Origin of the sequence: Flagellimonas amoyensis (assembly GCF_003058265.1) — a bacterium.
GTDB classification, from domain to species: domain Bacteria; phylum Bacteroidota; class Bacteroidia; order Flavobacteriales; family Flavobacteriaceae; genus Flagellimonas; species Flagellimonas amoyensis.
In genome coordinates, this window is the sequence record NZ_QBUK01000012.1 from 76,648 (window position 1) to 101,126 (window position 24,479).

Consider the following 24,479-nt stretch of genomic DNA (forward strand, 5'->3'; position numbering starts at 1 on the left):
ATGTACAGGAACGGTAAAGGGCCGTTGGTCCTTTGGGGCTTTATGCTCTTTTTTTTGACAGGGGCATTGGCCCAGGCACAGGACAGAATCATCGGGAAAATAGTGGATGCGGACAATGGTCAGCCCTTATTGGGTGCCCAACTCCTGTTGGTACCCAGCAATAAGGGAACCGTTACGGATGACTTTGGGAGGTTTTCCATCCTGAAGAATGCAGGGGACCATGCCCTTACCGTAAAATATTTGGGGTATGAGGAAAAGCAGGTTTCGCTTTCTGCTTCGGATGTGGATATGGGGATCATAGGACTCACCCGCTCCAATACCACCTTGGATGAGGTGGTTGTAAGTGCCTCGGCCAAAAATTTCAAGAGTGAATTTGTGGGGAGCAATTATCGAATCAATCCCGTGGCTTTAAAAAACATGAACCCATTGAACACCGAAGAGGTGCTGCGTACCGTTCCCGGTGTGAACATTGTGGGGGATATGGGCCTGTCCAACCGTCCCAATATCAGTATACGGGGCTCTTGGGGTAGAAGGTCCAAAAAAGTGCTGCTCATGGAAGATGGTACGCCTTCGGCACCCGCACCCTACATCGCTCCTGGCGCGTACTACAACCCGGTGAGTGACCGAATCACTTCCGTTGAGGTGTACAAAGGGGCCGATCTCTTAAAGTATGGGCCCAATAATATGTACGGTGCGGTGAACTATATCACCGCATTGCCCCCGCAAAAACCAACACTGCGACTGAAATTGACAGGCGGACAACGTAATTATACCTCGGGACTTTTTTCCTACGGGGGTACTTGGAAAAATATTGGCGGCTTGGTGGAAGGGGTGTACAAGAAGTTTGATGGCTTTATCGACAATTCCTCCGTAGAGATCTTGAACCTGAATGCGAAGATTTTTGCCCAGTTGTCCGAAGACCAGTCGCTTTATTTCAAAGTAAGTGGGCAGTTCGAGGACAATCAGGCCTCACTGAGTTCCCAGACACCCTTCACTTTTGAAGCCGACCCAACCCAAAATCCTTTGGATGCCGATCAGTTCACCATGAGGCGGTATGGGGTCGATATCATCCATAAATGGCTGCCGAATGAAGATTTGAGCTTTACCACAAAGGTATATGCTTCCGATTTTGAAAGGGATTGGTGGCGACAGGTGACCGCAAAGGTGAGGGCATCCGAAGTCCAGGACTATGTAGGAGATGAGATTTTTGCGGACCGGTACCGATATCTGCAAGGCCGGTCGTTTGATGACGAGGATTATGTGATTGTGGGCAGGATCTTGAACGGCCGTGAAAGCACTACGGACAGCAGGTGGATCTATAGGGTCTCGGGCATCAAGGAAACCATAAAGGCCAAATGGGAGGCTTTCAATGCCCCCAGTGAATTTGAAGCAGGCATCAACCTGCACAGGGAAACTTTCAAGGATGTGCTTTTGGAGGCGGATAGCTCCCGGTGGGCGAGGAGTGGAAGGACCACCACGGATCTGTGGTACCGACTTTGGTCCGCGAACGGTTATGTTCGTAACGAATTCCATTTGGGCGATTTGGGCGTTGTCCCTATCCTGCGATTTGAGCATGTGGACATGTACCGTCAGAATTTGCTGGTCCTGGCACAAGACCCAGATCTTCAGGGCACTTCCGAAGGAAGGGAACCTAGTGTGTACAATCAATTTTTACCGGGAATCACCTTGGATTATCCTTTAGGGTCAGGTGAATTGTACGGTAGCGTTTATCAGGGAATGATCGCCCCTTCCAAAGTATTCGGGTTCTTGGTGGAGCAGGATGGCGTGGTGACCAATCCCTTGGCCGGACAAAGTATCAATATGGAACCGGAGTTGAGCTGGAACAAGGAACTGGGTTGGAGGGGAAGCCTATGGGCCGATCGTGTCCAAGGACAATTGACCTATTTCCATAATGCCAGCCGAAACTTTTATGCCGGGGGGCGCAATGAGGTCTTTAACGAACTGGGCAAGATCAATGTACAGGGAGTGGAAATGGCCCTCGATGTGGAATTGTTCAATGGAAATGGACATCAGCTTCATTTCTTGGCAAATGCCACCTATATGGACTCCAAGGTGATGGAAGGAAAATTGGAGGATAAGGACCTGTTTTCCCAAGTGGTCCATGGCACGGACACGCAAAACGAATACATCGAAAAGGTGAATGCCAATCGCAATGCCTATGAGGTGTATGTGGATACCGGAAGTGGGGAAACTTTGCTCACCGATACCACCATCGACGCTGCTGATTTTCCAAACATCACCAAAAGTGTGATCACCTTTGGGGATGATGGGCTTTCAGATGCCGAAGCACCCTATACCCCAAAAGTGAACTTGAGCCTGGGGCTGAACTACGATTGGAAGGGACTTTCAAGTGGGTTCAACGTGCACCACGTGGGAAAACAGTTCACGGAGGTCCACAATTTTGTGAGCGAATCGGCTGATGGGGCCATAGGGCAATTGCCCTCCTTTACCACCATCGACGCTTTTGTGAACTATGATTTTACCATTGGAAACTCGGTCGAGGCGACAGTATTTGTCAACGGAAAGAACATCACTGACGAAGTGTACAGGGCATCCCGCCTGAACAGGGCCACCTCCGGGGTTTTTGCCGGAGGTTTCCGCCAGATCATTTTTGGGATCAACCTGAAAATGTAAGGTCGACCGTTTATTTCGTTCCGAATACCTCTTCAAAAAAGTGCGTCATGCGCTGCCAAGATCGGTCACTGGCCAAGGCATTGTATTCCATGCCTTGGTCGGGGGATTTGGCATTGGGATTGGTAAAGGCATGGCCCGTATGGCCAAAGACGTCCATTTCCCAAACCGCATTCCGTTCAGTGAGCTCATAGCCCAGGGCAACAATGTCCTTAGGGAAGGCAAAGGGATCTTCCCAACCGTGGAGTACCAGTATCTTGGCCTTGATGTCCTCTTCTTGCTCCAATCCTGGTGGGTCAAAAATGCCATGGAAACAAACCGAAGCTTGGATGTCCACCCCCGAACGTGCCAGATCAAGAGCACATTTTCCACCGAAGCAAAAACCGATGATGCCCACTTTTGCTGAGTCTGCCAACTCATGTTCCTTTACTTTTTCCAGAGCCAAAAGCAATCGGTCCAACAGCTCTTGTCGGTCTGCCAAGGCCTCGTTCATCAATTCTTCGGCCTGATCGGCATCTTTTGCCCGTTTTCCCTTGCCAAACACATCTATGGCAAAGGCCAGATAGCCCATTTTGGCCAGTTCGGTTGCCTTGTCCTCTTCGAATTTGGACTGTCCCATCCAGGTGTGGGAAACCATCACCACAGGGCGTTTGCCCTTGAAATCGGTGTCATGGGCAATGACCCCCTCATAGGTCTGTCCATTGCCGGAGTACGTAAATTTGTCTGTTTTGATCATAATGAGTTAGTTGTTCCTTGTTCAACCTAAATTAGGGTATTTTTTGATTGGTTTACAACACTTCCGCCTTCAGGATATAAACACTTTTCCACGGCCAATCACCGTCGCCCACGGAAACCTTGTTGATGGCATCCACCACGTCCATGCCTTCGATGACGCGGCCAAAAGGTGTATAGGAACCATCCAGGTGATAGGAACCGGGATTGGTCACCACAATGAAGAATTCATAGGGGGAGGCCAGTTTGTGCGGATTGTCCGTTTCACTACTGGGCATGGAGATGGTTCCCCTGTGGTGTTTGTGGCCTTTTTTTGTATCGGGCGGAAGCAGATACCTCCCTATATCGGCCCGTTTTTTTGCGGTCCTTCGGTCATCGGAATTGCCCCCTTGAATGATAAAGTCCTTTACGACCCTATGGAACTGGGTGCTGTCAAAATAGTTCTTTCGGGCCAGATAGATAAAATTGGCCTTGTGGTAGGGCACATCGTCGTACAGCTCAAGGGTGAAACTGCCCATGTTCGTGGTGAGCCTTACCTTGTTCTTTTTGAGTTCTTTCTGATAATTGAAAAAGAAGTCAATGGCATTCTCCTCTGTCAGTACAAAAGCCTGTTCTTCTTCGGGTTCTTCCGGGGAGGGGTCGATTTCGGTTTTGGGGAGGGTATCCGTCTTTACGATTTTTTCCTCAACTTTGTCCGTGTTCTTTTTTGGGGATTCTCCGCAGGAGATGCTAAAAATGAGCAATAATGTCGTAAAAGCCGATGGTCTCAACAGCATGAAATTTGATGAATTTAGTCAACTAGCCTTAAAAATAAAAAATCTCCCACTTCCTGGGGAGACATCACATCATAAAATGTCGCCCGAATTACGGATTCAGTGGTTGAAGGCACATAAAATTGAGGATTTCCAACCAAAGCGAGCTGGGGTAATGGCCCTTTTCTATCCCGATGCAGGAAACGAGACCCGCTTGTTGCTGATCTTGCGAAAGGTGTATGAGGGCATCCATTCCAACCAGATCGGTTTTCCAGGCGGTAAAGAGGAGCAGGAAGACAAGGATTTGTTACAAACGGCCCTTCGGGAAACCCACGAAGAAGTTGGGGTGCCCCCGCAGGCCATAGAGGTGATCAAAGAGCTCAGCGAGGTCTATATACCGCCCAGTAATTTTTTGGTGAGCCCCTTCATGGGCATCTATTCCAACCCCCGACCTTTTGTGAAGGAGGAGAGCGAAGTGGAACAGCTTGTGGAGGTTTTTCTAAGGGATTTTTTGGATGATTCCAATCATATTGAAGAAATATTGAGTACTTCCTATGCCACGGATATCAACGTACCTGCTTATAGATTAAATGGTTACACGGTTTGGGGCGCCACGGCCATGATGCTCAGTGAGATCAAGGAGCTTTTGCTGAAAGCGCTTTAACGGCTATTTTGTAAATTTGTGTTCAATTTATTGATTCATGGGTCTGTTCAAGCGTAATCCTTTCGGCCATATCTTATTTTTAAAACGTTGGTTGATCCGTATAGCGGGGATGATGACCCATTCGCGTTACAAGAGGTTCAACACCCTCGAAATTGAAGGGTCACAGATCATTCGGGACCTTCCTGAGACCAACGTCCTTTTCGTGAGCAACCACCAGACCTATTTTGCGGACGTGGTGGCCATGTTCCATGTATTCAACGCAAGTCTTAAAGGGCGGGACGACAATATCAAGAACCTGGCCTACCTCTGGAACCCCAAACTGAACATTTATTATGTGGCGGCCAAGGAAACCATGAAGAAGAGCTTGCTCACCAAGATATTGGCCTATGCAGGTTCCATTAGTATTGAAAGAACGTGGAGGGCCGATGGACAGGATGTGAACCGGCAGGTGAAGTTCAGCGATATCAGCAACATTGCGAAGGCCCTTGACGATGGTTGGGTAATCACCTTTCCACAAGGGACCACTACACCATGGAAGCCCCTGCGCAAGGGCACGGCACACATCATCAAGCGATACAAACCGGTGGTGGTCCCTGTGGTGATCGATGGTTTTAGGCGTTCTTTCGACAAAAAGGGGCTCCGTGTGAAAAAGAAGGGCATCCTACAATCCATGCAGATCAAACAGCCCTTGGATATTGACTACGAGAATGAATCCATTGATGCCATATTGGAAAAGTTGGAGTATGCCATCGAGCAACACCCTTCTTTCCTCAAGGTGATCCCCAAAGAAGAACTCTTGGCCTACGAAGCCGAAAACGAGAAGAGGCGCTACAGCTACAGGGGAGACTAGACCTCCAGTTTCTTCAGTTCGTTGTAGTTTTCCCGAAGTCTTTTCAGCAGGATTCCATAGAGCAATTTGTAGAACAGCCATATCAGAAGCAGTACAACAGCGGTAAAGACTACTGAAATAGTGATCACCATCGCCCAAAAGGATAAACTGTTGCCATCTTCCGAAGCGGCCTGTACTATTTTTTGTCCCTCAGGTGAATACAGCAGCACACCGTACATATTGATAATGAGGTAGGTGGTGAAAATGATAAGGTTGAACCAGACATATTGGGTCACCGTTCTTTTTACTTTGAGGATGGTCTTCATCAATTTTCTGGAAGAATCGGTAAAGGAGATTTTTCTGTAATTGATATAGAACTTGTAGATAAAGTAGAGTATGATACCATAGTTGACGATGTTGAGCACCATGATCACTTTGTGGATGTGCAGGGCCTTCAGCTCTTCCATGGTTTCGGAATCACTGAAGATGATATTGATCGCCGCCCAAAATACCAGTTCGATAAGACTGATATAAAATATCCATTTGACTATGGAGGACGATTTTTTCCAGGTCATCCCATAGATTTGGTCATAGGACAGTTTGGGAAGGTCGGCTTCCCTTTTTTGCCAGTCTTTTTTCAAGAGCTCCAGTTCATCCACCATGATCTACGGATTTAGTATGGTTCTTAATTTATTTTTCACCCTGTTCATTTTTACCCTTGCATTTACCTCAGTGATACCCAGTGTTTCGGCTATTTCCGAATAATCCTTGTCTTCCAGATAAAGAAAGACCAATGCCTTGTCAATATCGCCCAACTGTTTCACCGCATCGTACATCAGTTTCAATTGCTTTTCCTCGGTGTCATCGTACTCGTTGGTCTTTATCTTATGTACGACAGAATCATAGTCTTGGGTCTGAACCCTTTTCTTGGATTTTCGGTACAATGTAATGGCAGTGTTCAATGCGACCCGGTACATCCATGTGCTGAACTTGGCATCTCCGCGAAACTTCGGATAGGCCTTCCACAGTTGGATCGTGATCTCTTGAAAGAGATCGTTGTGCGAATCCTTGTCGTTGGTATATAGGCTACATACCTTATGAACAATGTTCTGATTGTTCTCAAGTTCCGTCACAAAACGATGTTCCAGTTCTTTGTTCACTAAGGTTGGTAAGTTTGCCTTATTGGTATATGAAAAGTAGTTTTTGTTACGATCTATCCCGAAAAATCCATTTCAGGTATTCCAAAGCAGGGAATCCATTGCCCTCTGTGGAGCAGGATAGTTCCTTGTTTTGGAGTTTTGGATCAGGGGCCAAAGATATTAAAAAACAGGCCCAAAATGATAGGCCCTGTTTTTGGAATACTTACATTTGCTGGCATGTCAAGCATGAATATCCCACAATCCAGTTTTCCAAGGGTCATCATTATCGGTGGGGGCTTTGGAGGCATAGCGTTGGCTAAAAAATTGAGCAAAAAGGAGGCCCAGGTGGTCTTGTTGGACAAGCACAACTACCACAACTTCCAACCTTTGCTCTATCAAGTATCCACTGGTGGGCTTGAGCCCGATTCCATAGCCTATCCTATCCGAAAAGTCTTGCAGGGGTATCCCAATTTCTATTTTAGGCTGGCCAATGTGTTGGAAATAGATACCCAAGCTAAAAAGGTGTTGACCAACATTGGGGACATCCGCTACGATTATCTGGTGGTGGCCACGGGTTCCGAGACCAATTATTTTGGGAACAAGGGCATCCAGAACATGGGCATGGCCATGAAGACCATTCCCCAATCCTTGAACTTGAGAAGCTTGATCCTTGAAAATTTTGAGCAGGCCCTTTTAACGGACGACCTTCACGAACGGGATGCGCTGATGAATTTTGTGATCGTGGGAGGAGGACCTACAGGGGTGGAGCTGGCCGGTGCGTTGGCCGAAATCAAAAAAGGGATCCTTCCCAAAGATTATCCCGATCTGGACACCCGAAGGGCACAGATCAATCTAGTGCAGAGCGGAGACAGGTTGCTTCCCGCCATGAGCGAGGTGGCCTCACGAAAGGCCGAGCGCTTTCTGGAAGGTCTTGGGGTGAATGTGTGGAAAAATATCAGGGTGGCCGATTATGATGGAAAATGCGTCACCACAAACACCGATACCGTTTTTGAAACGGCTACATTGGTATGGGCGGCAGGAGTACAGGCCGTGGGTATAAAAGGTCTGGATGCCAAAGAAATCCTCGCTAGGGGCAATCGGTTGAAGGTGAACCATTTTCACCAAGTCGAAGGATTTGAGGAAATTTTTGCCATTGGCGATGTCGCCCAAATGCAGTCCGAAGACTTTCCCGAAGGACACCCCATGATGGCGCAGCCCGCTATTCAGCAAGGACGCAGTCTCGGGGAAAACATGGTGAGGCTTATTGATGGAAAACCCATGAAACCTTTCGTGTACAAGGACAAGGGCAGTATGGCCACTGTAGGGAGGAACAAGGCCGTGGTGGACCTGCCGAGGTTCAAGTTCCAAGGTGTGTTCGCTTGGTTTGTGTGGATGTTCGTCCACCTCTACTTCTTGATCGGATTCAGGAACAGGGTCGTGGTCTTCATCAATTGGGTCTACAACTACATTCGTTTTGACAGGGAGGCGCGATTGATCATCCGTCCCTTCAAGAAACAGAACCAGGCGGAGCGGAGCAAACTGATGCAGGATTGATATAAGTACATTGTTGTCTTCCAAGGGTTAAACTTTGTTTAATATCCATTGTTCCCATCATTTGATATAGTAAATTAAGGGTCAAACTACTGACCGTGTCCTTTTTTAAAAATACAGTCCTTGCTTTCCTTCTTTTGGGCCAAATGGCGCATAGTCAGGCAATCCCTAATTCCACTCCGGTGGAAAAGCCCATTTACATTGAAGGCTTCAATTACCCCAAATTTGATGACCTTTCCCACTACGCTTGGTCCAGACTTAACTTCAGAATGATTGACGGTACTGAATTGGGACTTGGTGCGGAGCATTATAGGAGATATGATGCAGATCGGTTCAAGATGGCCCTACGGGTAAAGCAACAGATATCCGAAAAAGCCCATTTTTTCGGAGGATATCAAAAAGAATGGGATCTCTACAACAAAGGAACAGGGCGTCCAAATCCCATGCCCAGACAGGAATATTTCTTCGGGATGGAGCATGAAGCTCGGCCCAATATGTTCCTTGAGGCACAAATGGTCCGCCCAATTGGTGTAGATCCCGGTTTTTACAACATTGGTCTTGAAGGGGTCGGCAGCCACATTCGACTTGGTACAAAGATGAAATTCTGAAGATAAATCTATTTCCGCGGATGGAACTCGTTCAGGACCTTGGTCAAATGCACCCGGTTGACGTGCATGTAGACCTCCGTGGTGGTGATGCTTTCGTGTCCCAGCATTTGCTGTATGGCCCTGAGGTCGGCCCCGTTCTCCAATAGATGAGTGGCAAAGGAATGCCGGAATGTATGTGGACTGATGCTTTTTTTCAGACCGATCTTTTCAGCCAATTGCTTGATCACCGTAAAGATCATGGCCCTGGTCAATTGTTTTCCCCTTCGGTTGAGAAAAACCACATCCTCATGCTCTTTTTGGATGGGGAGGTGCACCCGAATGTCATCGTGGTACAGTTGGATGTATTTGATGTTCAGGTCACTTATGGGTACAAAACGCTGCTTATTTCCCTTTCCCGTGACCTTGATGAACCCTTCGTCAAAATACAGATCGGACAGTTTTAGGTTCACCAGCTCGGAAACCCTTAACCCACACCCATAAAGAGTTTCCAAAATGGCCCGGTTGCGTTCGCCTTCGGGTTTGGAAAGATCGATGGCAGAAATAAGGTCATTGATTTCATCCACGGAAAGGGTGTCGGGCAGTTTTCGCCCAATTTTTGGGGTCTCTATCAAGTCCATCGGGTTGTCGGCCCGGTAATCCTCAAAAATCAAGTAATTGAAGAACCCTTTCAGTCCAGAAATGATACGTGCCTGCGACCGTGGGTTGAGATTTTTGGCCACATCATACACAAACTGTTGGACCATCTCCCTAGAAATCTTGATTGGGCTTTCGGTTATTTCGTGGGCATCAAGATAACCCACCAGTTTTTGAAGGTCCAGGACATAGTTGGTGATCGAATTCTTCGAAAGACCCCTTTCAATCTTCAAATAATTTTGATAATCCGTTATTGCCTGATGCCACTTCATGGACTAAAGATAGGTACAAAAATGTTCAACTATGGTTCCTTTTGGCATATCGGTCAACTCAAAAGGCACATTGGTCAAGTGGGACCAAATTGATTAAAATGTTTCAATATTTTCGGGATGATTTTCTGAGGGACCTTTTTTTTAGATCGACCTCAACTGTTTTTATTAAGATTTTTAGTACAAATGTGCACTATAACCGGGAAGAATGCGTTTTGTTCTTGACAAAATTTTAACATATGAGGAAAAAGACATTTGTATTGGTGATCATTGCTTTGGTTGCCATAAGTTTCACATCCACGGCCCAAAGGGTCGACAGGACAAGTTTTAAAGGAGGCGTTCATGCGGGTCTTCCCGTAGGTGATGCATCGGATTTTTCAAGTTTTAGCCTTGGCGTGGACCTTGGTTACCATTGGGGCGTGTCCGAACTGATTGATGCCGGTATTGTCACGGGTTTCATCAATGCATTTGGCAGCGAAGTCGAATATACCGAAGGACCGATCACAGTATCCGGTAATTTTGGTGACATACAGTTCGTACCCGTGGCCGGTGCCTTACGTTTGTACCCAAGCTATGATTTTAAATTGGGCGCAGATGTAGGATATGCCGTGGGGATCAATGAAGGCAATGATGGAGGACTTTATTTGCGTCCTATGATGGGCTACAACATCACCGGTAACACGGAACTCAATGTTTCCTACATCAATGTCAGCAACGATGGAAATTTTTCCATGGTCGCCTTGGGAATCCTGTTTTTGTTCTAGCAATAAAAAACAACTGTTCATAGCCCCATGACCGAGCAGTTGAAACCATGAATATTAACCGATTTAACACGAAAAAGAATGAAAAAATTACTTTTTGCTTTAGCGATTGCGGTCCTAGGTTCAACGGCCCTAAAGGCACAGACCAACTACAAGGCGGCCTTGGGTCTGGGTATCGATCTTTATGACGAGGCCACTTTTTTTGGTGCAACGGGGAAGTATTTCTTCTCTGACAACCATGTAGGCCAGGCCGATCTTGGTTTTGAGGACAATGCCACCATTGCCACCTTTCTGTATTCCTTCCACAAGGAGTTTGTGGGGGCGAAGGGATTGCGCTGGTATGCCGGAGTGGGGCCCAGCATTCTCTTTTTAAAGTACACGGACAATATTTTTGCCCTACGCCCGCATTTGGGTATCGACTTTAAAGTGGACGGTGTGCCCTTTGTAATCAATTTTGATTGGCGACCCGCCGTGGTCCTCAGCGAAGTGGGGGAAAACGAAGTGGCCGCATTTGGTTTTGGCCTCCAGTTTGCCATAAATTGATGAAAGGCATTCCAAAACAATATCAAGCAGGTGAAAACCTGCTTTTTTTGTGTCTGGAAGAATGGACCAATAGCAAAACATTTTAATTTTCCCACAAAAAATTAAAGAAGTACATTGTTATATTTGTGCATTAACTAAAACTATTTTATCGTGAAAAAACAATTTGTTCTATCGGTATTTTTTGTACTTGTTTTGACCATAAGCACATATGGACAAGAAGGTTTTGCTGCCAAGGCAGGTTTCAACAATGTATCTGTCAGCGTTGACACTGGCGATGACTTTTTTGGGGATGCAAGCGACAGCGAACTGGGCTTTTATGTGGGTGGTGGTTACAACTTTGAGCTTTCGGAGGATTTTGACATTGAACCTTCTTTGCTCTTCAGCTTTGTGGACGACCTGACCTCGTTGTACATTCCTGTGATGTTCAAATACAAGGTTGCCGATAAGTTCAACATCCAAGGAGGACCACAGATCAACTACTTGTTGGAAGATCTTCCTGATGGTGAGTTTGGTCTTGACTTAGCCATTGGTGGTGGTTACCAAATCGATTCCAACTGGTTTGTGGAGGCAAGATACGGCTTCCAAGTATCCAGAGGTGGGGATTTTGGCGATTTTGTGGATATCAATACCCTTACCGTTGGTGCGGGGTATAGGTTCAATTAAGTCATACCCTTACATGAAATAAAAGCGGAAGTGATCACTTCCGCTTTTTTTGTGCTTGAAAAATATCCTACTTTTACCAGTATGAAACTGATCATCATCAACGGTCCCAATTTGAACCTCTTGGGCAAAAGGGAACCGGAAGTCTACGGCAATACTACTTTTGAAGATTACTTCAAGCAACTACAGGAAAAATTTCCGCAAGCGGAATTGGAATACTATCAATCCAATATAGAAGGGGAAATCATCGGGAAAATCCAGGAAGTGGGCTTTGACTATGATGGCATCATCTTGAATGCCGCCGCCTATACCCATACTTCGGTAGGTATCGGGGATGCGGTGAAGGCCGTGACAACGCCTGTTGTGGAGGTCCATATTTCCAACACCCATAAGCGGGAGGAATACAGGCATGTATCGTACATATCGCCCGGGGCAAAAGGAGTGATCTTGGGATTTGGCCTTCAGAGTTACGATTTGGCCATCCGGAGTTTTTTAAGCTAGGTCCTTCAAATACCTTTTATCGGCATAGAAGGTTCCAAAGGGAAGTAGGGATGCCACAAACAATACAATGTACCGTTTGATGCCCCACTTGCGCTCCCAACAAAAAATTAAGGCCACGACCACATAGAGGATAAATAGGATCCCGTGGGCATAGCCCACAAATTTGTTGGGTTCGGGAATGTCTGCCCAATGTTTCAAGGGCATGGTCATACCAAAAAGCAACAAATAGGAAATTCCCTCTAAAATGGCGGTGGCCCTAAATATCTTAAGCATATGGCCTTCTTATAGGTGGATCACTTCATCATAGGCATCTGCGACCGCTTCCATCACCGCTTCACTCATGGTAGGGTGGGGGTGTACGGCTTTCAACACTTCGTGTCCGGTGGTTTCCAGTTTACGTGCCACAACGGCCTCGGCAATCATATCGGTAACGCCTACCCCGATCATGTGGCAACCCAACCATTCACCATATTTGGCATCGAAAATGACCTTTACAAATCCGTCGGCATTTCCTGAAGCCTTGGCTTTTCCACTGGCAGAGAAGGGAAACTTACCAACTTTGATGTCGTAACCTTTTTCCTTGGCCTGCTTTTCGGTCAATCCTACAGAGGCTACTTCGGGAATGCAATAGGTACATCCGGGGATGTTTCCATAATCAAGGGCTTCCACGTGCATACCCGCTATTTTTTCAACACAGAGGATACCTTCGGCAGAGGCAACGTGGGCCAGGGCTTGGCCTTGGGTCACATCGCCTATGGCATAATATCCCGGAATATTGGTCTGATAGTAATCGTTCACCAAGATCTTATCGCGATCTACGGCGATGCCCACATCTTCCAATCCGATGTTTTCGATATTGGTCTTGATCCCGACAGCGGACAAAACAATATCGGCCTCAAGAACTTCTTCACCTTTAGAGGTCTTTACGGTGGCCTTTACGCCATCCCCCGAAGTGTCCACTTTGGTGACCTCGGCCGATGTCATGATCTTGACCCCCGCTTTTTTGAAGCTGCGCTCCAATTGCTTGGATACGTCCTCGTCCTCCACAGGGACTATGTTGGGCATAAATTCCACTACGGTCACTTCAGTGCCCATGGAATTGTAGAAGTAGGCAAATTCGATGCCGATGGCACCACTTCCCACAACGATCATCTTTTTCGGTTGTTTGTCGAGGGACATGGCCTCCCTGTACCCGATCACTTTTTTGCCGTCTTGGGGAAGGCTGGGCAATTCTCGGCTTCGCGCTCCAGTGGCAATGATGATATGGTCTGCGGAATATTCAGTGGTTCCACTATCGGATTTCACCTCAATTTTTTTTCCTTTTTTTAGGGTTCCAAAACCATTGATGACCTCGATCTTGTTCTTTTTCATCAGGAATTGGACGCCTTTGCTCATCCCGTCGGCAACCCCACGGCTTCGCTTGACCACGGCACCAAAATCGTGTCCCACGTTTTCGGCGTTCAATCCGTAATCCCCGGCATGCTTCAAATATTCAAAGACCTGAGCGGATTTTAGAAGGGCCTTGGTGGGGATACATCCCCAATTGAGACATACACCGCCCAAACTTTCTTTTTCAACAATGGCTGTTTTGAAACCCAATTGAGAGGCCCTGATAGCTGTAACATATCCACCGGGACCACTGCCCAAAACAATTATATCAAACTTGCTCATTAGATCGTGATTTTTAGTTGTTAGATTTGAAGCCGGCCTAAAAGCGGCAGGTGCAAAAGTACGGAAAACCATCCCCAAATCCCAAGTTGAAAAAAGGCAAAAATGGCTTTGTTTGTGAAATCAGCTTTTTGGGGTCCCGAACATCTTTTGGTTGAAGGCCTCGGATTTCCCTTTTGGAATGGATGGTGAGGCCCAGTCAGGGCCCTTGATCATTTTGCCCAACAGCACAATCTGGCCCACATGGCTTGCATAATGCGCCAATTGCCGGTTAATGGCCTCCACAACCGTATGTTCTTGGTCCCTTATTTTGATCTTGGTCACAAAGTTGGAACGATTGATACCTTCCAAGGCATCGAAAAGGCATTTCCAGCCCTTTTCCCAATGGGCCACCATTATGGCTTTTGAAGTATATGGGGCCTCAAACTCCGATTCACGGTCACGCCAGGTCTTTTCGCCATCTTCGGTGAAAAAGTGGGTCCAACGGCTCAGCATGTTCCCGACCATGTGCTTTACGATCAAGGCAATGGAATTATCGGTGTCACTATGCTTCCAAAGGATCTCATCATCCGTGAGTTGATCAAAGGTCTTTTCCCCCAGGGTCTTGTACCGAACGAACTCAAACTTCACATTGGAGAGGTAATTTTCTTGGAAATCCATGGTTTGTTTATTCAGAGGGGTCAAAATCGATGCTAACCGAATTGATGCAGTACCATTATGCCATATGATTGTGATAAATCAGACATTAATTACCGCTTAGGCAAGACATCTATCCTTTCAAATCCAAAATTTCTTTCTTTAGCATTGGAATATCTTTGATCAAGATGGTCCAAAGTAAAGTAGGGTCAATTGAATCATATGCATGAACTATCATATTCCGCAACCCAACGATATGTTTTGTGTTGGAAATAGTAATATTCGGCTCCAGTTTGGTCATCTTGTTTACCGCCTCCCCAATGATCATCAAGTCCCGTTCAACAGCTCTGATAGAAATAAAGTTGGAACTGAAATTGTTGTAATCATGTTTATGGTGCTCAGTGATATGTTCCAATTCCAAAATAATGGATTCAATATCCAAAATATATTTCAGGGCAGCCTTATGCAGCATACAATGAAACTTTTGAATTATTGAGCTCTTCAATGAAAATGGGGTTTTTAAGGGAACTGTATGAAATCAGGTCAATGGGTCTATTGAAAAGCTCTTCCAGGTCATCCAGTAATCCAAAGAAAGCTTCACCTTGCTCAAGGGGATCTAAAGATTCCTTGAACACCACTGCGAAATCTATATCACTATCATCAGTGAACGATCCTGAAGCCGCCGAACCAAATAGATATAGTTCGGCAATAGGATGTTTCATACATACTTTGCGCAACCTTTCAATATTTGATTCGATGATTGGTATCATACTTTCAAAGATATTAAATAGAATTAAGAACAGTCAAAATTATGTTAGGCAGGGTCAAAATCGATGCTCACCGAATTGATGCAGTACCTCTGGCCGGTGGTTTCCCGTGGACCATCGTTGAAGACGTGCCCCAGATGGCTGCCGCAATTGGCACAAAGGGTCTCCGTGCGGATCATGCCGTGGGAAGTGTCCCTGATGTATTCAATGGCCCCTTCCACAGCTTGGTCAAAGGAGGGCCATCCACAACCGCTCTCAAATTTGTGGTCGCTTTTAAAAAGTGTAGCGTTGCAGGCCTTGCAATGGTAGTCACCGTCCTCAAAGTGTAGGTTGTACTGCCCAGTGTGCGGGTATTCCGTGCCTTTTTGACGCAAAACATAATATTCTTCAGCGGAAAGTTGCTCTTTCCACTCTTGCTCGGTTTTCTGTACTCCGTATTTTTTTTCCATGGTTTTGTTCAAATCAATTTCCGTCAGGGATAAAGTCCAGTGCCGCCCCGTTGATGCAATGTCGCTTGCCAGTGGTTTTTCGGGGTCCATCGTCAAAAACATGTCCCAAGTGACCACCGCATGTTGCGCAATGTTCTTCCGAACGGGCCACCCCGATATTGTAGTCCACACTATAGGCCACATTGCCCTTGATTTCCCTGTCAAAACTGGGCCATCCCGTACCGGAATCAAATTTGTGCTCACTCTTGAAAAGGGGAGTGCCACAACCGGCACAGACATAGGTGCCTTTTTGCTTGTTGTCCAGCAGATCGCTCGAAAAAGCATGCTCGGTGGCCGCTTTTCTGAGGACGTAGTACTCCATCTCCGTCAATTCGGCGCGCCATTCGGCATCGGTCTTGTTCACCTTGAAGGTGGTCTCTTTTTCGGCTTTCTTTTTATTTTCTTTTTCCTGCGTATGGCCTTTGCACCCCGAGAGTACGACCAGTACGATCAATAACAATCTTTTTCCCATGTATGCGACTTTTTAAGTTCTTAGACGTAGCAGGACTTTTTTCCTTTCAGTTTTTTGAAGGAGAAAAATAAAAAAATCCCATTGGAATTTCCAATGGGACTTCAAGGTAAACATTTATGATAAAATTAGTTCAAGTCCAATTTCTTTACCTGATTTTCCTGAATGCCCAATGCGGACATTACGTTCTCGATGTTTGAGGTGTCCATTTTGGATGCTTCGGCATATACGCTGGGCACAAAGACGATCCTGAAAATTTGGTCGTCCGTAAAGTCGGTGCTCAGGGTAGAAAGGTCAAAGTTACCGTCGATAAACAGTTCCAAGTCCACGAAAGTGTGTTCAAAGACATATTGGATGGTTCCTTCGGGCAGAAAATAGTTCTGTGGGATCTGGCTCCACAAGTCGGCCATACTGCCATCGTCCAAAGAGACGGAGCCAGTATATCTGTAGACCAAGACTGCGTCAGCCTCAAAGACCTCAAAGTCGGTCACATCGCTAAAATTGATCAAGGTGCTGAACAGGTTGGCTTCCCCATCATAGCCAAAGTTGACGTTTTCCACTTCCACGACCTGTCCTTGGATGCCGTCCGCACCATCCAGACCATCAAGGCCGTCAAGACCATCATAGCCCGGAGGGCCTTGTGGACCTTCGCAGGAAATGCTTATCAATACTAAAAATGCCCCTAAAAATGTGTTGAGTCTATTCATGATTTTGGATTTTGGATTTCTCTTCATTTTTTGTTTGTCAAGGCAAGAAAATCAAAAAGCGTTCCATTTTTTTAAAAATGTTGTTTTCTTATCGATATAAGTGGTCAAAGTCGTATTCTTGGACAAAGATGCTTAATATTGTAAATGTCAAATCCTCGAGTATGTCCAAGGTAGTCCCACATAGTTTTTTCACAGAGTTCGATATTGATCTTTTCAAAGCAGGGAAACATTTCCGCCTGTATGACAAGTTGGGTTCCCACCTGACGGAAGTGGATGGGGTGAAGGGCACCTACTTTGCTGTTTGGGCACCATCGGCCAAGTCCGTCTATGTGGTCGGGGATTTCAACTACTGGACCACAGGGGAGCACGAACTCCACGTGCGATGGGATGGCAGTGGTATTTGGGAAGGGTTTGTTCCCGGAGTGGACAAGGGGACCAAGTACAAATACAAGGTCCATTCCCACAACAACGATATTTGGACAGAGAAGGCGGACCCGTTCGCGAGGTATTGCGAGCAGCCCCCTAATACTGCTTCTTTGGTGTGGGATGCACCCCACAAATGGCAGGACAGCAAATGGATGGATACCCGAGAGGAAAAAAATGGGTTGGACAAGCCCTATTCGGTCTATGAAGTGCACTTGGCCTCCTGGAAGAAAAAAAATGGTTGGGAATCCCTTTCCTATCTTGAAATGGCGGGCCAATTGGTGGACTATGTGGATGAAATGGGCTTTACCCACGTGGAGTTCATGCCCGTGATGGAATACCCTTTTGATCCCTCTTGGGGGTATCAACTAACCGGTTATTTTGCGCCGACCTCCCGTTTTGGCAAACCTGAGGACTTTAAAGTGCTGGTGGATAAGTTCCACCAAAAGGGCATAGGGGTCATCTTGGATTGGGTACCGTCCCATTTTCCCGAAGATGCCCACGGCCTTGGCTTTTTTGATGGGTCGCACCTCTATGAACACCCGGACAGGCGAAGGGGCTACCATCCCGACTGGAAGAGTCTCATCTTCAATTACGGAAGAAATGAGGTAAGGGCCTTTTTGATCAGCAATGCCGTGTTTTGGTTGGACCAGTACCATGTGGACGGACTTCGGGTAGATGCCGTGGCATCCATGCTGTACTTGGACTATTCCCGGGAAGATGGCGAATGGGAACCCAATATGTATGGCAACAACGAAAACTTGGAGGCCATGTCCTTCCTTCGGGAGATGAACCAAGAGGTCTATGCAAGTTTTAAGGGCGTCCAGACCATTGCCGAGGAATCCACGGCCTTTTCGGGCGTGACCAGGCCCGTGCACTATGGCGGACTCGGTTTTGGCATGAAATGGATGATGGGCTGGATGCACGATACCTTGGAATTCTTCAAAAAGGAACCGATCCACCGATCGTACGACCTCAATATGATCACCTTCAGCATGACCTATGCCTTCACGGAAAACTTCATGCTGCCGTTCTCCCATGACGAGGTGGTCTATGGAAAAAAATCCCTTCTGTACCGGATGCCGGGGGATGAATGGCAACGTTTTGCCAATCTGAGGCTCTTGTTCGGGTACATGTTTACACACCCAGGGGGCAACTTGCTCTTTATGGGAGGGGAATTTGGGCAAACATCCGAGTGGAATTTCCAGGAAAGTCTGGATTGGCACCTCACGCAATACGATTTTCACTCAGGTATCCAAGAAGTTATCAAGGATCTGAACAAACTGTACAGGACCAGTCCGGCCCTCTATGAAAAGCAGTTCAGTCCCGATGGTTTCCAATGGATCGAGTACAACGACAGGGAAAATTCCGTGGTCACCTATATCCGGAAGGGAAATGACCCTAAGGACAACCTGATCGTGGCCTGTAACTTTACCCCGGTGCCCCGTGAAAGCTATAGGGTAGGGGTGCCGAAGCCTACACAGCTCAAGTTGGTGTTCAATAGTGATGATACCAAGTATTCGGGAAGTGGTATGGGCAAAAAGACCCTAAAGCCATCAAAAACAACATGGAACGGCCATGAGCAATCGGTTGTGATGACATTGCCCCCATTGTCTGTTGTGGTCTATAAATAACGGCCAAACTATAACGATATAGTGGATTTATGTTCAAAACATCGTTTTAATTATTCGGACCAATGTGTTTCTTTTGTGGATGTCAATTGACCAAAGATGATAACCAATACAGAAATTGAAAAGCGGGGAAATCAATACCCAGACCATATAGTCGACTTTAAACAAGAAGGCGACAAGATCTATTTTACCACCCATAACGGCGTCATTCTACAGGTCACCATTTTGCGTGACAGTGTCGTTCGGTTCAGGTATGCCACGGAATATGTTTTCGAGCCCGACTTCTCCTATGCCATCAGCGATGGGGTAAACTTGGGGTACAACGAGCTCAGCGTGAAGGAAGAGATCCCGGAGTATGTCATCACCACTTCCAAGATCAAGATCTATGTCAACAAAGCGGACCTAAAGGTCCAGATCGTGGATCTGGAAGAAGTGATCCTTTGTGAGGATGAGCTTGGCTTCCATTGGGAAGAGAACTTTGATTACGGGGGCAACATCGTGAAGATGAGCAAAATATGTCATTCCGGGGAGAGTTACTACGGAATGGGGGATAAGGCCTCGCACACCAACCTCAAAGGGAAAAGGGTGAACAATTGGGTAACCGATTCCTATGCCTATGGCAAGGACCAGGAACCCCTGTACAAGTCCATCCCTTTTTATGTAGGGCTCAAGGAGAGTGTGGCCTATGGCGTGTTTTTCGATAACTCGTTCAGTACCTATTTTGATTTTGCCAACGAAAAAAGGAATGTCACCAGTTTTTGGGCCGATGGCGGGGAAATGAACTACTACTTTTTCTACGGTCCCAAAATGGGACAGGTGGTAGAAGCCTATACCGACCTCACCGGAGTTCCCGAACTACCCCCCTTGTGGGCCTTGGGGTTCCATCAATCCAAATGGAGCTACTACCCGGAACGTAAGGTGAAAAAAATAGCCTCCACCTTCAGAAAACTGGCCATTCCCTGTGATGCCATTTATCTGGACATCGATTACATGGAAGGGTTCAGGTGTTTTACTTGGAACAACCGCTATTTTCCCAATCCCAAGCGAATGATCGAGGAGATGGAAGAGGAAGGTTTCAAGGTCATCACCATGATCGACCCGGGAATCAAGATAGATAGGGACTATTGGGTGTACCAACAGGCCATGGACAATGGATTTTTCTGCCGCAGGGCAGATGGCCCCCATTTTAAGGGGAAAGTATGGCCGGGGGAGTGTAAGTTCCCCGATTTTACAGATCCCGAAGTCCGTGAATGGTGGGCAGGCCTCTACAAGGAAATGATCGCCGAAATGGGCGTCAGGGGCGTCTGGAACGATATGAACGAGCCGGCCGTCATGGAAGTGCCCTCAAAAACGGCCAACTTGGACGTGCGCCACGATTATGATGGACATCCCTGCAGTCACAGAAAGGCACACAATGTCTACGGAATGCAAATGGTGAGGGCCACATACGAAGGAGTGAAAAAATTCACCTTCCCGTTACGGCCCTTTGTGCTTACCCGTGCCGCTTATTCAGGTACACAACGGTATTGTGCCACGTGGACTGGGGACAATGTGGCCACTTGGGAACACCTCTGGATCGCCAATGTGCAGATGCAGCGCATGTGCATGAGCGGATATTCCTTTGTGGGATCGGATATTGGCGGGTTTGCGGAACAGCCCAATGGCGAACTTTTTGCAAGATGGATACAATTGGCCATTTTCCATCCCTTTTGCAGGGTGCATTCCAGCGGGGACCACGGCGATCAAGAGCCTTGGTCGTTCGGGGAAGAGATCACCGATATTGTTAGGCAATTTATAGAGATGCGCTACCAGTTGTTGCCCTATCTCTATACCATGTTCTATAAATACATCAAAGATGGGATGCCCATGTTGCAATCCTTGGTGTTCTATGATCAAGAAGATTCTCAGACCCACTTCAGGACAGATGAGTTCCTTTTTGGGGAGCAGATGCTGGTCTGCCCAGTCCAAGAGCCAAATGCCCAAGGCCGGAGAATGTATTTCCCAAGGGGCAATTGGTACAACTACTGGACCGATGAGGTGGTAGCGGGAGGCATTGAAAGATGGGTGCCCGCGGAGATCCACAGGATTCCCCTTTATGTAAAGGAAGGGGCCATCATCCCCAAATATCCCGTACAGCAATATGTGGGCGAGAAAGAGATCACCGAGCTGTTCCTGGATGTCTATTACAAGGAGGGTACGGAGAATTCAATCGTGTATGAGGACCAACAGGATGGCTACGACTACAAAAAAGGACGTTTTAGCCTGCGTAGGTTCCGGTTGAGGGGCAAGGAGAACGAACTCATCATCCAGCAGTTCAAGGATGGAAACTATGTCACATCCTATGAGAATTTCAAACTGACACTTCACGGACTTCCATTCACCATCGGAACGGTGGAAGTGGACAATGAGGAAGTGGACTTGAACGACATCAAGTTGAACGGGAACAATTCCATAGAAGTGAGCAAGGATTTCACGGAACTTCACATTATCGGAAAGTAATTTTTTGTAATTTACCTAAGACTAAACACTGATATTGTTATGAAAAGATTGATTCTGACGGCCGCTGTTTTTCTGATGGTCGCTTCTTGTAAGACCAATCCATTTACAGGGAAGAGCACGTTGAACTTTTACCCCAATAGTCAAATGTTCCCCATGGCTTTTGCCCAGTATGATGAATTCTTGGGAGAGAACAAGGTGGTCAAGGGGACCACGGATGCCCAAATGATCACCAAGGTAGGGCAGCGCATCGCCTCTGCGGCCGAACGCTGGCTGGATGCCAATGGATATCCGGGCTATCTCAAGGATTACCAATGGGAATATAACTTGGTACAGGATGAAACCGTGAACGCTTGGTGTATGCCGGGCGGAAAGATTGTATTCTACACGGGGATTTTGCCGATTACCCAAAATGAGACCGGAGTTGCCGTGGTCATGGGGCATGAGGTGGCACACGCCTTGGCCGACCATGGGGCCCAACGCATGAGTGCCGGTATGGTACAGCAGATCGGTGCCGTGGCAGGCAACGTTGCCATCCAAGATCCGGAAAAAAGGAACATGTTCAATACAGCCTATGGGCTTGGTTCCCAAGTAGGGGTCATGTTGCCCTTTAGCCGTGGCCACGAGAGCGAGGCGGACCGCATTGGCTTGCAGATCATGGCCATTGCAGGCTATAACCCGGACGAAGCGGCCAAACTTTGGCAACGCATGAAGGCGAATTCGGGAGGGCAGGCCCCACCTGAGTTTTTGAGCACGCACCCATCCAACGATACCAGGATCAGTAACCTGACCGCATGGGCACCCGCTGCGAAGCAGGAAGCACGAAAGTTTGGGGTGACCTCATTCAAATAAATTGAGATCGAACAACAACAAGCTATGTCATTTCGACCTAATGGACATCTTATCCTTTGGATAACCAATGTTCACTAAGTTCGAAATGACATTTATTTTTCACGAAAGTTTATGGAACAGGTACTGGCATTGAAGGGAAGCAAAAAACTGTTGAATGCCTGGGCGTTTTACGATTGGGCCAACTCGGTGTACAGTTTGGTGATATCCTCCGCCGTTTTCCCACTTTTTTATGGATTGCTGTTCCGCACCGCCGGAATAGAAAAGGTCACCATCTTCGGCGGTGAGATTGCCCGGGCGCCCTTGATCAGTTATGTTACCTCATTGGCCTTTGTGTTCATCGCCATAGTCACACCTTTGATTTCTGGCATTGCGGACTATATGGGGAACAAGAGAATGTTCCTTAAGTTTTTTTGCTATTTGGGCGCGATTTCCTGCATCGGACTGTACTGGTTTTCCTTGGAGAACATCTTTTTTGGGTTGGTGTGCTATTTCTTCGGTCTGGTAGGGTTTTGGGTCAGTTTTGCCATCAATAACTCGTATTTGCCGGACATTGCCTACCCGGAACAGCAGGATCGCATCAGTGCGAAGGGCTTCTCTTTGGGATACATCGGGAGTGTGATATTGCTGGTCTTCAATCTGGTCATGGTCATGAAACCGGGTCTTTTTGGAATAACAGACGGTGGTGGAGAGATTGCCGAGATAAAGGCCATGAAATATTCTTTCATTTCCGTAGGGATTTGGTGGATCGTTTTTAGCCAATATACGTTCGCCCATTTGCCCAAAGGCTACAAAAGGGAAGGGGAGCGGAAGCACATCATCCTTAATGGGTTCCGGGAACTGAAGAGCGTTTGGCATCAATTGGGCGAGAACACACGTCTGAAACGCTATTTGGGTGCTTTTTTCGTGTACAGTATGGGGGTGCAGACCATTATGCTCATCGCTACCTATTTTGGAGAGGAAGAAATCAGTTGGGGAACCGATAACGAACGTACCACAGGTCTCATTATCAGTATTTTGGTGATACAATTGGTGGCCATTCTTGGGGCCACGGTGACCGCCTGGGCCTCAAAGGCCTATGGGAACATCAAGACGTTGATGGTCATCAACTTGGTTTGGGTGCTCCTTTGCGTGTATGCCTACTTTTTGCAGACCCCGATGGACTTTTACATCGCTGCCGGTCTGGTAGGGATCGTTATGGGCGGCATCCAGGCACTTTCCCGCTCCACCTATTCCAAATTTTTGCCGGAGACCACGGACACCACATCCTTTTTTAGTTTTTATGATGTGGCCGAAAAAATAGGCATCATCATCGGGACCTTCCTGTATGGCATTGTGGCCCAACTTACGGGGAGCATGCGCAACAGTACCATCTTTTTGGGGCTTTTCTTTTTGGTGGGCATCCTTTTGTTGATGCGGGTCAAGAACAACAAGGAGTGAACCAAAAAAGGATGCTAGAATACATTGATGATATTTCTATTTTAGTGTAAGGGCTAGTCGATTGTCATTGGCAAATGAGGTCAGCTGAATAAAAAGTATTTTTCTAGAAGTATAATTTGTGAAATCAATTTTAAATTGAAGCAATAATGGATTTTAACAGATTAGTTCCTAATGTCTACTATCAAAATATTAATGACGGTCTTAAGCTTTTTGTGGATTGTCTTGGATTTAGAATCGGACATGAGGAATTGGCGTCAAAAGAACCATTTTGTGTAATTGAAAATGACGAGTTCCATCTACTGCTTTTCGAACACAAAGAATTGGCCAAGGAGCATCAACCCGAGTTTAGGCTTGTGACAAAAAATATTGAAGAAGTCTTTGATAAAATCAGCTCATCATATCCAGAATATTTACATCCCAATCTCAACAAAATTACACTTCGGCCTTGGGGAGCTAAAGAATTTGCGTTGAGGGATGGACAAGTATGTCTTATCATTCAGCAATGGTGAATCCTTAAAAGGAACCAGCTAACAAATGCCATGAATTTATAGTTCTTGAAGGTTGTACAATTAAATTTAGGGGGTTCTGTGGGACAAGGTTCTAGATATTCA

Annotated in this window: 27 protein-coding genes; 14 read left to right on the forward strand and 13 right to left on the reverse strand. The window is 46.7% G+C overall.

All coding sequences use genetic code 11. From position 1 onward, the window contains the following. The gene (locus DB398_RS15830; RefSeq protein WP_108425430.1) at nt 1–2,655 is read left to right on the forward strand and encodes a TonB-dependent receptor; all 2,655 of its coding nucleotides are present in this window, start codon (nt 1–3) and stop codon (nt 2,653–2,655) included. A 10-nt stretch (nt 2,656–2,665) separates the two neighbouring features. On the opposite strand, the gene DB398_RS15835 is transcribed toward DB398_RS15830, so the two are convergent. Next, complete coding sequence (locus tag DB398_RS15835) at nt 2,666–3,388, reverse strand: dienelactone hydrolase family protein (RefSeq protein ID WP_108425431.1); 723 nt, start codon at nt 3,386–3,388, stop codon at nt 2,666–2,668. Nucleotides 3,389–3,440: 52 nt separating this feature from the next. Next, the gene (locus tag DB398_RS15840) at nt 3,441–4,160 is read right to left on the reverse strand and encodes a peptidylprolyl isomerase (RefSeq protein ID WP_108425432.1); all 720 of its coding nucleotides are present in this window, start codon (nt 4,158–4,160) and stop codon (nt 3,441–3,443) included. On the opposite strand from DB398_RS15840, the gene DB398_RS15845 reads away from it, so the two are divergent. Together DB398_RS15845 and DB398_RS15850 are read left to right on the forward strand one after the other, a co-directional pair. After that, entirely contained in the window at nt 4,159–4,800 is a 642-nt protein-coding gene (locus tag DB398_RS15845) for an NUDIX hydrolase (RefSeq protein WP_108425433.1), read from the forward strand. The genes DB398_RS15840 and DB398_RS15845 overlap by 2 nt on opposite strands. Before the next feature lie 37 nt (nt 4,801–4,837). Further along, the gene (locus DB398_RS15850) at nt 4,838–5,650 is read left to right on the forward strand and encodes a lysophospholipid acyltransferase family protein (protein WP_108425434.1); all 813 of its coding nucleotides are present in this window, start codon (nt 4,838–4,840) and stop codon (nt 5,648–5,650) included. Here DB398_RS15850 and DB398_RS15855 read toward each other — a convergent pair. Together DB398_RS15855 and DB398_RS15860 are read right to left on the reverse strand one after the other, a co-directional pair. Next, nucleotides 5,647–6,291: a hypothetical protein gene (locus tag DB398_RS15855; RefSeq protein WP_108425435.1), complete on the reverse strand. Its 645-nt coding sequence runs from the start codon at nt 6,289–6,291 to the stop codon at nt 5,647–5,649. The two genes, DB398_RS15850 and DB398_RS15855, sit on opposite strands and share 4 nt — an antisense overlap. 3 nt (nt 6,292–6,294) lie before the next feature. Continuing rightward, the gene (locus tag DB398_RS15860) at nt 6,295–6,789 is read right to left on the reverse strand and encodes an RNA polymerase sigma factor (RefSeq protein ID WP_108425436.1); all 495 of its coding nucleotides are present in this window, start codon (nt 6,787–6,789) and stop codon (nt 6,295–6,297) included. A gap of 225 nt (nt 6,790–7,014) precedes the next feature. On the opposite strand from DB398_RS15860, the gene DB398_RS15865 reads away from it, so the two are divergent. Together DB398_RS15865 and DB398_RS15870 are read left to right on the forward strand one after the other, a co-directional pair. After that, the gene (locus DB398_RS15865; protein ID WP_108425437.1) at nt 7,015–8,322 is read left to right on the forward strand and encodes an NAD(P)/FAD-dependent oxidoreductase; all 1,308 of its coding nucleotides are present in this window, start codon (nt 7,015–7,017) and stop codon (nt 8,320–8,322) included. Between the two features lie 95 nt (nt 8,323–8,417). Beyond that, on the forward strand, nt 8,418–8,927 hold the full coding sequence (locus DB398_RS15870) for a hypothetical protein (RefSeq protein ID WP_108425438.1): 510 nt from the start codon (nt 8,418–8,420) through the stop codon (nt 8,925–8,927). Nucleotides 8,928–8,935: 8 nt separating this feature from the next. Here the strand turns inward: DB398_RS15870 and xerD are convergent, their stop codons facing one another. Next, entirely contained in the window at nt 8,936–9,832 is an 897-nt protein-coding gene (gene xerD, locus DB398_RS15875) for a site-specific tyrosine recombinase XerD (RefSeq protein ID WP_108425439.1), read from the reverse strand. A 236-nt stretch (nt 9,833–10,068) separates the two neighbouring features. Here xerD and DB398_RS15880 point away from each other — a divergent pair, with 236 nt between their 5' ends. From DB398_RS15880 to aroQ, 4 genes are all read left to right on the forward strand, one after another. Then, nucleotides 10,069–10,593: a hypothetical protein gene (locus DB398_RS15880; RefSeq protein WP_108425440.1), complete on the forward strand. Its 525-nt coding sequence runs from the start codon at nt 10,069–10,071 to the stop codon at nt 10,591–10,593. Nucleotides 10,594–10,671: 78 nt separating this feature from the next. After that, nucleotides 10,672–11,133 (forward strand): hypothetical protein, encoded by a 462-nt coding sequence (locus tag DB398_RS15885; RefSeq protein ID WP_108425441.1) that lies wholly within the window; start codon nt 10,672–10,674, stop codon nt 11,131–11,133. A 150-nt stretch (nt 11,134–11,283) separates the two neighbouring features. Further along, nucleotides 11,284–11,796, forward strand: coding sequence for an outer membrane beta-barrel protein (locus DB398_RS15890; RefSeq protein ID WP_108425442.1), 513 nt, complete (start codon nt 11,284–11,286; stop codon nt 11,794–11,796). 81 nt (nt 11,797–11,877) lie between these two features. Then, the gene (aroQ, locus tag DB398_RS15895) at nt 11,878–12,294 is read left to right on the forward strand and encodes a type II 3-dehydroquinate dehydratase (RefSeq protein WP_108425443.1); all 417 of its coding nucleotides are present in this window, start codon (nt 11,878–11,880) and stop codon (nt 12,292–12,294) included. On the opposite strand, the gene DB398_RS15900 is transcribed toward aroQ, so the two are convergent. The 8 genes from DB398_RS15900 to DB398_RS15935 all read right to left on the reverse strand — a co-directional run bounded on the left by DB398_RS15900 (nt 12,286) and on the right by DB398_RS15935 (nt 17,029). After that, entirely contained in the window at nt 12,286–12,567 is a 282-nt protein-coding gene (locus DB398_RS15900; protein WP_108425444.1) for a DUF3817 domain-containing protein, read from the reverse strand. The genes aroQ and DB398_RS15900 overlap by 9 nt on opposite strands. 9 nt (nt 12,568–12,576) lie before the next feature. Continuing rightward, nucleotides 12,577–13,965 carry a dihydrolipoyl dehydrogenase gene (lpdA, locus tag DB398_RS15905; RefSeq protein WP_108425445.1) on the reverse strand — a complete coding sequence of 463 codons (1,389 nt, stop codon included), beginning with the start codon at nt 13,963–13,965 and terminating at the stop codon, nt 12,577–12,579. Between the two features lie 120 nt (nt 13,966–14,085). Further along, a complete protein-coding gene (locus DB398_RS15910; protein WP_108425446.1) occupies nt 14,086–14,622 on the reverse strand; it encodes a DUF1572 family protein in 537 nt (178 codons plus the stop codon). Nucleotides 14,623–14,731: 109 nt separating this feature from the next. Next, on the reverse strand, nt 14,732–15,070 hold the full coding sequence (locus DB398_RS15915; RefSeq protein WP_108425447.1) for a HepT-like ribonuclease domain-containing protein: 339 nt from the start codon (nt 15,068–15,070) through the stop codon (nt 14,732–14,734). After that, a complete protein-coding gene (locus DB398_RS15920; protein WP_159076474.1) occupies nt 15,060–15,320 on the reverse strand; it encodes a nucleotidyltransferase family protein in 261 nt (86 codons plus the stop codon). Before DB398_RS15920 ends, DB398_RS15915 begins: the two co-directional genes overlap by 11 nt. Nucleotides 15,321–15,412: 92 nt before the next feature. After that, nucleotides 15,413–15,814 (reverse strand): peptide-methionine (R)-S-oxide reductase MsrB, encoded by a 402-nt coding sequence (gene msrB, locus DB398_RS15925; protein ID WP_108425485.1) that lies wholly within the window; start codon nt 15,812–15,814, stop codon nt 15,413–15,415. Between the two features lie 13 nt (nt 15,815–15,827). Next, nucleotides 15,828–16,325, reverse strand: a complete 498-nt coding sequence (msrB, locus tag DB398_RS15930; protein ID WP_108425449.1) for a peptide-methionine (R)-S-oxide reductase MsrB — start codon at nt 16,323–16,325, stop codon at nt 15,828–15,830. 125 nt (nt 16,326–16,450) lie between these two features. Then, nucleotides 16,451–17,029, reverse strand: a complete 579-nt coding sequence (locus DB398_RS15935; RefSeq protein ID WP_108425486.1) for a dihydrolipoamide dehydrogenase — start codon at nt 17,027–17,029, stop codon at nt 16,451–16,453. A gap of 161 nt (nt 17,030–17,190) precedes the next feature. Here DB398_RS15935 and glgB point away from each other — a divergent pair, with 161 nt between their 5' ends. The 5 genes from glgB (at nt 17,191) to DB398_RS15960 (ending at nt 24,377) form a co-directional block, all read left to right on the forward strand. Beyond that, entirely contained in the window at nt 17,191–19,086 is a 1,896-nt protein-coding gene (gene glgB / locus DB398_RS15940; RefSeq protein WP_108425450.1) for a 1,4-alpha-glucan branching protein GlgB, read from the forward strand. 96 nt (nt 19,087–19,182) lie between these two features. Then, a complete protein-coding gene (locus DB398_RS15945; protein ID WP_108425451.1) occupies nt 19,183–21,582 on the forward strand; it encodes a glycoside hydrolase family 31 protein in 2,400 nt (799 codons plus the stop codon). Between the two features lie 39 nt (nt 21,583–21,621). Then, nucleotides 21,622–22,431, forward strand: coding sequence for a M48 family metallopeptidase (locus tag DB398_RS15950; RefSeq protein WP_108425452.1), 810 nt, complete (start codon nt 21,622–21,624; stop codon nt 22,429–22,431). Between the two features lie 111 nt (nt 22,432–22,542). Then, a complete protein-coding gene (locus tag DB398_RS15955) occupies nt 22,543–23,868 on the forward strand; it encodes an MFS transporter (protein WP_108425453.1) in 1,326 nt (441 codons plus the stop codon). Nucleotides 23,869–24,014: 146 nt separating this feature from the next. After that, nucleotides 24,015–24,377, forward strand: a complete 363-nt coding sequence (locus tag DB398_RS15960; protein ID WP_108425454.1) for a VOC family protein — start codon at nt 24,015–24,017, stop codon at nt 24,375–24,377. Nucleotides 24,378–24,479: the final 102 nt, after the last annotated feature.